Annotated in this window: 9 protein-coding genes; 2 read left to right on the forward strand and 7 right to left on the reverse strand. The window is 33.4% G+C overall.

The genetic code is table 11. The annotated features are described in order from the left end of the window. Nucleotides 1-157: 157 nt before the first annotated feature. Both AK212_RS09515 and acsA read right to left on the reverse strand, forming a co-directional pair. Nucleotides 158-1,825, reverse strand: a complete 1,668-nt coding sequence (locus AK212_RS09515) for a formate--tetrahydrofolate ligase (RefSeq protein ID WP_053030475.1) — start codon at nucleotides 1,823-1,825, stop codon at nucleotides 158-160. Nucleotides 1,826-2,348: 523 nt separating this feature from the next. Beyond that, entirely contained in the window at nucleotides 2,349-4,058 is a 1,710-nt protein-coding gene (gene acsA, locus AK212_RS09520; RefSeq protein ID WP_053030477.1) for an acetate--CoA ligase, read from the reverse strand. 164 nt (nucleotides 4,059-4,222) lie between these two features. Between acsA and AK212_RS09525 the strand changes: the two genes are divergently transcribed. Further along, complete coding sequence (locus tag AK212_RS09525) at nucleotides 4,223-4,855, forward strand: GNAT family N-acetyltransferase (protein ID WP_053030479.1); 633 nt, start codon at nucleotides 4,223-4,225, stop codon at nucleotides 4,853-4,855. A 35-nt stretch (nucleotides 4,856-4,890) separates the two neighbouring features. After that, the gene (locus AK212_RS09530) at nucleotides 4,891-6,048 is read left to right on the forward strand and encodes an acetoin utilization protein AcuC (protein ID WP_053030481.1); all 1,158 of its coding nucleotides are present in this window, start codon (nucleotides 4,891-4,893) and stop codon (nucleotides 6,046-6,048) included. 146 nt (nucleotides 6,049-6,194) lie between these two features. Here the strand turns inward: AK212_RS09530 and ccpA are convergent, their stop codons facing one another. From ccpA to murC, 5 genes are all read right to left on the reverse strand, one after another. After that, on the reverse strand, nucleotides 6,195-7,187 hold the full coding sequence (gene ccpA / locus AK212_RS09535) for a catabolite control protein A (protein ID WP_053030483.1): 993 nt from the start codon (nucleotides 7,185-7,187) through the stop codon (nucleotides 6,195-6,197). 320 nt (nucleotides 7,188-7,507) lie between these two features. Beyond that, nucleotides 7,508-8,599: a bifunctional 3-deoxy-7-phosphoheptulonate synthase/chorismate mutase gene (locus AK212_RS09540; protein ID WP_053030484.1), complete on the reverse strand. Its 1,092-nt coding sequence runs from the start codon at nucleotides 8,597-8,599 to the stop codon at nucleotides 7,508-7,510. Between the two features lie 286 nt (nucleotides 8,600-8,885). After that, nucleotides 8,886-10,460, reverse strand: a complete 1,575-nt coding sequence (locus tag AK212_RS09545; RefSeq protein WP_053030486.1) for a hypothetical protein — start codon at nucleotides 10,458-10,460, stop codon at nucleotides 8,886-8,888. 71 nt (nucleotides 10,461-10,531) lie between these two features. Then, nucleotides 10,532-11,038 carry a DUF948 domain-containing protein gene (locus AK212_RS09550; RefSeq protein WP_053030488.1) on the reverse strand — a complete coding sequence of 169 codons (507 nt, stop codon included), beginning with the start codon at nucleotides 11,036-11,038 and terminating at the stop codon, nucleotides 10,532-10,534. Between the two features lie 81 nt (nucleotides 11,039-11,119). Further along, a complete protein-coding gene (murC, locus tag AK212_RS09555; RefSeq protein WP_053030489.1) occupies nucleotides 11,120-12,433 on the reverse strand; it encodes a UDP-N-acetylmuramate--L-alanine ligase in 1,314 nt (437 codons plus the stop codon). Nucleotides 12,434-12,447 lie beyond the last annotated feature (14 nt).

Raw genomic sequence — 12,447 nt, forward strand, 5'->3', positions numbered from 1 at the left:
GCGAGCCAACAATACGAAGTATTGTATATAAAGAAGCCAGTAAATGAATTTATAAAAAACTCATTTACTGGCATTTTTGCTAGGAATTATGTCCCAGCCTCAGATTTAATCATGTATCTTCGTATACATATATTTTTATTTACTATATATTATTGCTTTAGAATAAACCTACTGCATGGCCATCTTCTGTAACGTCCATATTTAACGCAGCTGGTTTCTTAGGTAATCCAGGCATAGTCATAATTGCACCTGTTAAGGCAACAATAAATCCTGCACCTGTTTTAGCTTCTAATTCTCTAATTGTAATATCAAAATCAGTTGGTGCTCCTAATGCAGTAGCGTCATCGCTGAATGAATATTGTGTTTTAGCCATACAGATTGGATATTTACCCCATCCATTATCTGTAAATTCTTTTAATTGTTTTTTAGCTTTTTTACTGAATGTTACTGAAGAACCACCGTAAATATCTTTAACGATTGTTTCAATTTTTTCTTCTAATGATTGATCTAAATCATATAAGAATTTGAAATCATTTGGTTGTTCGATAACTTCTAATACTTGGTTAGCTAATTCAACGCCACCTTTACCGCCTTTTTCCCAAACTTCAGTTAAAGCGATTCTAACGTTATTTTTTTTAGCCCAAGCTTTTACAGCTTCAGTTTCTGCATCAGTGTCATGAATAAATGCATTTAATGCGATAACTGGTTCAACACCGAATTTGCGGATGTTATTAACGTGACGTTCTAGGTTAACGATACCAGCTTTTACAGCTTCAACGTTTTCTTCTTTAAGATCATCTTTTGCTACGCCACCATGCATTTTAAGCGCACGAACTGTTGCAACTAATACGACTGCTGATGGTTCGAAGCCAGCTTCTCTAGCTTTAATGTCGATAAATTTCTCAGCACCAAGGTCTGAACCGAATCCTGCTTCAGTTACAACAATATCTGCAAGATCACGTGCAGTTTCAGTAGCTAAAATAGAGTTACAACCATGTGCAATATTTGCGAATGGTCCACCATGAACTAATGCAGGTGTACCTTCAATTGTTTGAACTAAGTTAGGTTTAATAGCATCTTTTAAAATCATTGCTAATGCACCTTCAACTTTTAAGTCAGCAACTGTAACTGGTTTACGGTCGCGAGTGTAGCCAATAGTGATACGACTAATTTTTTCTTTTAAGTCATTAATATTACGAGCTAAACATAAGATAGCCATTACTTCTGAAGCAACTGTAATGTTGAAGCCATCTTCACGTGGTACACCATTTGTAGGTCCACCTAAACCAACGTTCACATGACGTAATGCACGGTCGTTCATGTCTAATACACGTTTCCATTCAACACGACGTACATCAATGCCTAAGTCGTTACCTTGATGGATGTGGTTGTCGATAAATGCAGATAACGCATTGTTAGCAGTAGTAATGGCATGGAAGTCACCATTGAAGTGTAAGTTAATGTCTTCCATTGGTAGTACTTGTGCATAACCGCCACCAGTTGCCCCACCTTTAATACCAAATGTAGGTCCTAATGCTGGTTCACGTAAAGCGACCATTACATTTTTATTTAATTCGTTGAACGCATCAGATAATCCAACTGTAACTGTAGATTTACCTTCACCTGCTGGCGTAGGACTCATAGCAGTTACTAAAACGACTTTCCCTTTGTTGTCTTTAGGTTTGATTTGATTGATATCAATCTTAGCTTTATAGTGACCATATTGTTCTAAAGCATCTGCTGGGATGCCAGCTTTTTCAGCGATTTCTCCAATAGGTTTAAGTTCTGATTGATTAGCAATGTCTAAATCTGATAAATGTGCCAACTTATTTCAACCCCTTATTAATTTTAGTTTGATTTATGTAAGAATACCTCAAATAAATCTTTTAAGGTTTCTTTTAATCTTACATACTAATAATAACTAACAATGAAAGCGATGTCGAATTTTTGAGAGCGTTTCCAATGATTTGTGTAAAATTTAACTTAATTTTATGATCAATTAACTAATTTAAAAATATAATGAATGTAAATCATTAACTTTTTAGGTAAAAATACATTATTACTTCATTTAAAATTTGGAACGATTATTTCTAAATTGAACAGTAATTTAATAATTTTAAGAACAAAATCTCTTAAATCATGTGATCTAAAATGGATAGTAGAATGTAGTTAATCATTGCGCCCAAACAAAGCATATCTCAAAATAGATTTACAAATTAAGCAAGTTGGACAAGTAAAGTAACAATACGAATGAATGTAAATAAAGAAACCAGCGAATGAATTTGTAAAAACTCATCCGCTGGCTATCTTACTAGGAATTATGTCCCACACCCTGTCTAATAAATGATTTAATCTTCCATTGTACTTAAATCACCTGCATCTAAGTTAAGCTCCCAAGCTTTCAATACACGTCTCATAATTTTACCTGAACGTGTTTTTGGCAATTTATCTTTAAATTCTATTTCTCTTGGCGCTGCATGACCTGATAATCCTTCTTTAACAAACTTACGAATTTCTGTCTTTAATTCGTCAGATGGTTCATAACCTTGTCGTAATGAAATAAAGGCTTTGATAATTTCACCTCTGACCGGATCTGGCTTACCGATAACCCCAGCTTCCGCAACCGCTTCATGTTCAACCAATTTAGATTCTACTTCGAAAGGACCCACACGCTCACCAGCAGTCATAATGACATCATCAACGCGTCCTTGGAACCAGAAATAACCATCTTCATCTTGATACGCAGAATCTCCAGATACATACCAATCACCAATGAAATATGAATCATATTTTTCAGGGTTCTTCCAAATTGAATACATCATTGATGGCCAACCTTTCCTGATAGCCAAATTACCCATTCGATTTGGTGGTAACTCATTACCCGAATCATCAACAATAGCAGCTTCAATACCTGGCAGTGGTTTACCCATTGACCCTAATTTAACATCGACTGCTGGGTAATTTACAATCATATGTCCGCCTGTTTCAGTCATCCACCATGTATCTAGCACGCGTTTATCGTAAACATCTTTAGACCATTTTATAACTTCAGGGTTTAAAGGCTCACCTACTGATAATATTGAACGTAATGATGATAAATCATACTTCTCAACGATATCATCACCCGCACTCATCAGCATTCTTAGTGCAGTCGGTGCAGTATACCAAATCGTTACTTTAAATGTTTCAATCATGCTATACCATTGTTCAGGTGAGAATCGTCCTCCAGCAATACAATTCGTTACACCATTTAACCAAGGGGCAAAGACGCCATAAGATGTTCCTGTAACCCATCCTGGATCTGCTGTACACCAGTATATGTCATCTTCTTTTAAATCTAATACGTATTTACCTGAAATATAGTGAAGTAACATGGCCTTTTGAACATGTAATACACCTTTAGGTTGACCAGTAGAACCAGATGTATAATGCAAGATAAGTCCATCATCTTCTTTCAACCATTCGATATCAAATGATTCACTAGCATGATGCAATTCTTTATTAAAATCTATATATTGTTCATCCACATCCTCATCAACGACTATAATCGTCTCAAGATGTGGTAATTTCTCCTTAGGAATTCGATTAACTAAACTGTTTGTTGTAATAATAACTTTTGCCTCACTATTATCTAACCTATCCGTCACGGCTTTTTCCATAAAGGCTTCAAATAGAGGTCCCACGATAGCACCTATTTTTAAAATACCGAGAAAGGCAAAATAGAGTTCAGGTGTTCTAGGCATAAAGATAAATACACGATCCCCTTTTTGAACATTTGCTTTATCAACTAATACATTTGCAGCTTTATTTGATAATACTTTTAATTGTTCAAACGTATATTGTTCTTTACGCTTTTCGTCTCTATAGTTAAGTGCAATTTTATCACCTTTGCCATTATCGACATGGCGATCTATGCACTCATAAGCCATATTAATTTTTCCAGTTTCATTCCATGAGAAAGCTTTTTTCACTTCGTCCCAATCAAAGTCTTGATAAGTTTTTTCATAATCTTGTAAATTATAATTACCTTTTTCGCTTTCAAATACTTCTACTTTCATTGTAAACTCCCCCTTGTTTAATGAAATCGCTTTCTTTAAAAAGTATTATACATCAATTTTTGTGTTATTCAAAATTTTTAGATAATTATTACAATTTAATTTGTTTATTTCTCCAAATAAATATAAAATAACTATAATAGTAGTTCGTATTGGGAGTGAGATAAATGAAACATATCAAAACGCATGTAACAAAGCACCTTACAATAAAAGATAAGCATTTCACAATTGAAGGGCCTGTTTCATACCAATATTTGAAAACGCTTTCTTTCGACGAATCATTAAATGCCTTTAGACCTTCAAATGACCAGTTTGAAGCTTTACTTGAAATAACTCAATTGCCAGAAGGACGTATTTATATAGCGCGAGAAGATAAGCATATTATCGGTTATGTCACCTATCACTATCCTGACGATTTTGAAAGATGGGCTGAAGGTCAATTGCCTTATTTATTAGAGTTAGGTGCAATAGAAGTACAACGTAATTATAGACAATTTCATCTTGGTAGCGAACTTATTGCGTTAAGTCTAGCTCAAGATGAATTTGAAGATTACATTGTTTTAACTACTGAGTACTACTGGCATTGGGATTTAAAAACGGCAAAACTTGAGGTTTTTGAATATAAGAAAATGATGCAAAAGTTAATGTCTAAAGGTGGCTTAGAAGTATTTGCTACAGATGATCCAGAAATTACAAGTCACCCAGCTAATTGTCTAATGGCAAGAATTGGGAAAAGGATATCATTAGACCAACAACAATCTTTTGATGATTTACGTTACAAAAATCGATTTTTATTTTAGCCATTTCTGCTATAACTTTAAGGGGTATGATATTTATGCAAAAGAATTTAAAAACGGGGTATGTATACTCAGATGAACTATTGAAGTATCGTTTCAATGATAATCATCCTTTTAATCAAATGCGATTAAAATTAACAACAGAATTACTCCAAATGATGAACTTATTAAATGATGAGCAGATTATCCAACCTAGAATAGCAAATGAAGACGAACTTGCTTTAATTCATAAATATGATTATATCCAAGCAATTAAACACGCTTCACATGGTATATTAAGCACATCTGAAGCTCAAAAATATGGTTTAAATACTGATGATACATTTCAATTTCGGCATATGCATAGACATAGTGCGCGCATTATAGGTGGTGCACTAAATTTAGCAGATGAAATAATGAATGAAAACATACAAAATGGATGTCACTTAGGCGGTGGCTTGCACCATAGTCTTCCTGGACGCGCGAATGGATTTTGTATATATAATGACGTTGCTATAACTGCGAAATACCTAGCTTCGAAATATCAACAACGGGTGATGGTAATTGATACCGATGCACATCATGGTGACGGTACACAATGGAGTCTTTATACAGATAACACGATAATGTGTTATTCCATTCATGAGACAGGTAAATTTTTATTTCCAGGATCAGGGCATTACACAGAGCGTGGTGAGGATTTAGGATATGGATATACAGTAAATTTGCCATTAGAACCTTATACAGAACATGATAACTATTTAAAGGTATTTGAAGAATCCGTAACAAGCGTGATTCAAGCATATAAACCTGACATCCTACTTAGTGTGCATGGCGTCGATATTCATTATTTAGATCCATTAACGCATATGAGTTGTTCACTAGAAACTTTATATGAAATACCATATATCATTAATAAATTAGCTCAACTATATACCAAAGGAAAAGTACTAATGTTTGGTGGTGGCGGTTATAATATTTGGCAAGTGGTACCTCGAGCGTGGAGTCATATATTTTTAGCTTTAATGAATGAACCTATCCAAGAAGGCCCCTTGCCCGAACAGTGGATAACAAAATGGGGTAACTATTCACCTGTTAAATTACCCAAGCACTGGACAGAAGATTATCGTGACTATGTAACGATCCCAAGAACACAAGCAATCTCTGAAAAAAATAATGAACGTGCGAATAGAATTATTCATTGGTATACAAATTAAAATAAAGGAGTAGGAAAATGTTCTTAGTAAATGCATTATCCTACTCCCTATCTATTAACGCGTAAATTTTCTCATTGAAACACTTGTAGTTAGGACCTCTCCCACAAAGATGAGTTGTGTCTTATTCTTATTTCAATTGCTTAACATTAATCTTTCGTAGTTCCTCTGTACTCAATACGGTGTGGCAATATTACATTTGGTTCTTCAATTTCTTCTTCATTCATATATTTAGTTAACAAACGCATGCCTACAGCGCCGATATCATATAGTGGTTGAATCACACTCGATAATTTTGGTCTCACCATTTCTACTAATCGAGTATTATTAAAGCTAACAATTTGTAAGTCTTCTGGAACGCGTATGCCTGCATCTAGTGCGCTATGCATGATACCAATCGCTTGTTCATCACTAATTGATAATATAGCATCAGGTAGATGATCTTTTAAATCTTCAAATACTTTAATACCATCTTTATAACTTTCAGAACCTGAGAATTGTACTGTATCATTTAATTTTAGTTGGTGACGATCTAACACTTCTCTAAGACCAATTAGCACATCTTCTTGTGCTTTTTTAGAATAATCACCACTCACTAATGCAAACTCTTTAGCGCCTGATTGGATGAGTTGTTCGGTAATCTCCATTGCTGCCGTTTTAAAATCAATATTAACAGAAGCGATGTTATCATCTTTTCCGTTAGTACCTGATACTACAACAGGAACAGATGATTGATTTATTAAATCTTTAATTTCATTCGAAATTGTACCACCTAAGAAGATAATACCGTCTACTTGCTTACTTAATAAGTTATTAAATATTTCTTTTTCTTTCTCAGAATCATTATCTGAGTTTGAAATAATAGAATGATATTTATACATTGTCGCTATATCCTCAATACCACGAGCTAATTGAGAATAATAGATGTTAGAAATATCAGGGATAATAACGCCTACTGTTGTTGTTCGTTTACTAGCTAGTCCTCTTGCAACAGCGTTTGGTCGATAATTTAATCTTTTAATAACTTCATTAACTTTTTTTCTTGTTTCAGGTTTAACGTTTTGATTACCATTCACTACTCGTGAAACGGTTGCCATAGATACTCGGGCCTCTCTAGCAACATCATATATAGTTACTGTCATAATTTCCTCCTTGTAAGCGTTTTAATTGTTATTATAACGTGTTTTCATTTCATTTTCAAAGTTTACCACAAAATCGCTTTCATTCAAACATATTGCTAATATTTTCACATTTATGTCATATTTTATATTATTTTTATCATAAAAGCGTAATTTAACATAATATACATTTGAAATGAAATTCATTCAATAGTCGTAGATTTTATCAATAATTGCAATTGAAAAAGCTATTCATGATTACTAGAAAAAAGTATTATAAAACATACTCTTTATTCAGTAAAATGAATAGCTCATTTCATTAATATATTTAGACGATTAATTTATTATTTTAATTTTTTTGAATTATACAATTCTGCTAATGGCTTTAATTCATTGTAAAATTGATTAAATTCATTTAAATCCATTTGTTGGCCACTATCACTTAATGCAACAGATGGGTCTGGGTGCACTTCTGCCATTACGCCATCAGCACCAACAGCTAACGCAGCTTTAGCAGTTGGTAACATAATGTCCTTACGTCCTGTACTATGTGTTACATCTACCATTACAGGTAAGTGTGTGCCTTGTTTCAAAATAGGCACTGCAGAAATATCTAACGTATTTCTTGTTGCTTTTTCGTAAGTACGGATACCACGCTCACAAAGGATAATATTTTTATTGCCTTGAGAAGCAATATACTCAGCAGCGAAAGTAAATTCTTCAATTGTAGCCGATAAGCCTCGTTTTAAGAGGATTGGTTTGTTCGTTCTTCCAGCTTCTTTTAATAATTCAAAGTTTTGCATGTTTCGAGCACCAATTTGGAACACATCTAAGTATTCGTCGGCAATTTCGAAATCAGCAGGATTTACAATTTCACTGACAACATTAAGGCCAAATTTATCTTTTACATTTTTTAAAATTTTAAGCCCTTCAACACCTAATCCTTGGAAATCATATGGTGATGTACGAGGTTTGAATGCGCCACCGCGAATGAATTTTTCTCCTTTTGCTTGTAAATCTTTTGCGACCGCATCAACTTGTTCTTGTGATTCAACAGAGCATGGTCCAAATACAAATGATTTATTGCCATCGCCAATAACGCCACCATTGTCAAACTGAACAATCGTATCTTCTGGTTTTAATTTACGAGACACATATAAATGTTTTTCATTCTCAGATTTTTGTAAATCAGTAGAAGCTTTAAAAATTTCTTTAAATAATTGCTTAATTACATTATCATTAAAAGGTCCTTGATTACGATCCATTAACTCATTAATCATTTCTTTTTCGCGTTGTGGATCATAAACCTTTGTACCCTGTTTAATTTTCTCTTCACCTATTTTTTGTGCTAATTCTCCACGCTTAGATAATAAATCTAAAATTTGATTATTAATCGAAACAATCTCTTCTCTGTATTGCTCTAATTTAGTTGACATTACTACTCACCTCAATAAAAGTTACTTGTATAATTATATCACTTTAAAGCGATAAAATAATATTAGTTAGATAATATTCTAACAATTAAAAAATAATAGTTCAACCGTTCTAGTTGATAAATTATCTAAAATTTGTGAATTGTCTAATTATTATATCAAATTTGATATTCACTTTTTATAAAAATAAGAAAAAGGAGCGAATCAAAAATCTAATTTAATTAACAGATTTCTGAATCCACTCCATTTAGTGATTAAAACCTCACATTAAATACAAGCATTAGCTTTATTAATCATTAAAGGTACGTTTATCGATTTTACTTTTTGCTTTTTCAGCTCTTTGTTGTTGCTTAGGTGTTTTATTTTTAGCTTTTGTTGCATTCTGCTTTTTCTTAGTATTGCCTTTTGCTTTTTCATTAGCTGATTTAGTATCGTGTGTAATGACACCATTTTCAAATTTAGCAGAGGCATGTGCTTGATTATTTTTAACTTGATCTTCATCTTTGTTAATTTCTTTTTTTGTAACTAAATTAGGGACCACTTTATCGCCTGATGATTTAGCAATTGCTGGTTCTTCTAATAACGTTTTTGTTTTACGCGCAACATTTGCATCATTATCTATCTTATTTTTCTTTGTACGTGCTGCAGATGCTATATTTTTTGCATTCACATGTTGATGGTTGCTCGTATCACCACTAGTTGAAGGATCAGATAAATTATGTTTTGATGATTCAACTTTAACTGCATTTTGTTGCGCTGCTAATTCAGTTGCACTAACCTCTTTAGACTGTTGTTCTTTTTCAGTCTCTTTCTTAGCTTCTTGAATTTCTTGTGCTTGTGGTGATTGATCAGCTAAGTTATCTGATGTTTCTGCTTTAATCGCATTTTGTTGCGCGACAATTTCTTCTGCACTATTGCCTTCATTGTTTCTTAAATGTTCACTATCATCAGCTTTAGCTTCTTGAATTTGTTGCGCTTGTGGTGATTGATCCGCTAAATTATCTGATGTTTCCGCTTTGATCGCATTTTGTTGCGCTGCTAATTCTGTCGCAGTAATATCTTTCGTATCTTGCTCTTTAAGTGCTTCAGCTTTAGCTTCTTGGATTTCTTGTGCTTGTGGTGATTGATCCGCTAAATTATCTGACGTTTCCTTTTTGATTGCATTTTGTTGTGCAACAAGTGCTTCTTTACTAACTTCTGAATGGTCTTTATTTCTAAAGTCTTCAATTTTTTGTTTTACATTTTCAATATTATTCTCAGTTTGTTGCTTGATATTTTGATAACGATGTCTTAATTCTTGTTCTTTATTTTTTGCGCTATCAATTTTTTCTTCGGCTTTATTTTTATAAAAGAGTCCAACCGCTGAACCAATTAAAGCACCTGTAATAAAACTAATCACAAAGTCTTTGCGTGATGGATGAGAACTGTATTTGTTGTGACTATATTGAGAACTAGTAACATCCTCTCCAGTAGTCTTTTGATTTGCACCTTGACCATGTAAGTCTTTACCAGAATTATTTGTGACAAACGCATCTCTATTATAATGCTCTGTATTTAAACCTTGTCTAGACTTACCATCTTTTTGATTTGGGCCATTATCATGTAAATCATGGCCATGATTATTTTTTTCAAAGTCATCTCTATTGTAATGTTTAGTCGCATTTGATTGTGCTGCACTATCTTGTTGATTCGCACCTTGTCCGTGTAAATCGCTGCCAGTGTTTGTCGTTGTAAAAGCGTCTCTATCATAATGCTTAGTCGCATTTGATTGTGCTGCACTATCTTGTTGATTCGCACCTTGTCCGTGTAAATCATTTCCAGAATTTGTCGTTTCAAATGCGTCACGATTATATTTCTTACTCATATTAGCTCCTCCTATAAGAAAAGCACTTAAATAAGTAAAAACCTCATTTAAGTGCATTTGATTGAATCATATTAAAAGTTTTTCTCAACGTTAGTAGTGTAATTTTCGTTTGCATGATTTGCATCATTACCTACAGATGTGTTTCTGTAGTTTGCACTTCCTCTACGGTAGTGTCTATTTTGCCATTTGTCAGCAATTTCCATTGCAACATTTGACCATTGAACTACTTGAGAAATTTTATCTTCATTTTGAGAAATATTATGTGTAATTGAGTTAGTTACACGATCAACTGAACCATTTAAATTTTGTACTGAATCGCCGATACCTTTAACACCATCGACAACAGAATTTAAGCGTTCAACTTTGCCTTGAATATCTTCAGTTAAGCGGTTAGCTTTGTGAAGTAAATCAGTTGTTTCACGTGTAATACCTTGAACTTGTCCTTCAACACCATCAAGTGTTTTAGCAACGTGATCTAAATTCTTTTTAACTGAAATTAAAACGACAACGATTCCAATACATAATACTAAGAATGCAATCGCGGCGATAATTCCAGCAATTGGTAAAATCCAATCCATTAAAAACGCCTCCTAAATACCATTTACTTTTAAATAAAAGCTATTAATTATTAATACCCAACATAATTATATATAAACATATTAAAATTCATTTGTCATGCCGACATGTTCTTCATAAGCACGTTGTAACTTTTGAATGTCACCAGCGCCCATAAATAAGATAACAGCATTATCAAATTGTTCTAATACGTCAATATTATTTTCATCGATTAGCGCAGATCCGTCAATACGATTTATTAAATCTTGAATTGTTAAATCACCTGTATTTTCACGAATTGAACCAAATATTTCACATAAATAAACATGATCCGCTTTGCTTAGTGATGCTGCAAATTCTTCTAAGAAAGCTTGTGTTCTTGAAAATGTGTGAGGTTGGAAAACTGCCACAATATCTTTATTTGGATATTTTTTACGTGCTGTTTCAATTGTAGCACTTATTTCTCTTGGATGGTGAGCGTAATCGTCTACTAATACTTGATTAGCAACATTTGTTTCATTAAAGCGACGTTTTACACCACCAAATGTTTCCAATGCTTCTTTAATATTCTTGACGTCCATCTTTTCAAGGTAACTAATCGCGATAACTGCTAATGCATTTTGGATATTATGATCTCCGTATTGTGGTGATAAGAATTGATCATAATATTCACCATTAACGTAAACATCAAATTGTGTACCTTTATCAGTTATTTGAATATTATCGGCATATATATCATCATTTTTGTTTAAACCATAATAATAAATTGGTACGTCCGCTTCAAGTTGTCTTAAATGTTCGTCATCACCCCAAGCAATAATCGCTTTTTTAACATTATGTGCCATACTTTGGAAAGCACTTGCAACGTCTTCAATGTCTTTAAAATAATCAGGATGGTCGAAATCAATATTAGTCATAATGGCATAGTCTGGATGGTAACTTAAGAAATGACGACGGTACTCACACGCCTCAAATGCAAAATAGTCACTTGCAGGTAATCCCATACCCGTACCATCTCCAATTAAGAATGATGTTTTTTTATCACCATTCATAACGTGAGACAGTAAACCAGTTGTTGATGTTTTTCCGTGTGCACCTGTAACTGCAACAGATGTGTATTGATCAATCACATGACCTAAGAAATCATGATAACGTATCACGTCTAATTTTAAATCATGCGCTTTAACAATTTCTTCATGAGTATCTGGAAACGCATTACCTTGAATGACTACCATACCTTCTTTAATATTGTCACTGTTGAATGGTAGTATTTTAATTCCTTTATTTTTTAATGCTACTTCTGTGAATACATATTTTTCTATGTCAGATCCTTGCACCTCATGTCCTAAATCATGCATGATTTGTGCTAATGAACTCATTCCTGCGCCTTTAATACCAACAAAATGATAATGCGTCATATACATAAAACTCC

Origin of the sequence: Staphylococcus borealis (genome assembly GCF_001224225.1) — a bacterium.
GTDB classification, from domain to species: domain Bacteria; phylum Bacillota; class Bacilli; order Staphylococcales; family Staphylococcaceae; genus Staphylococcus; species Staphylococcus borealis.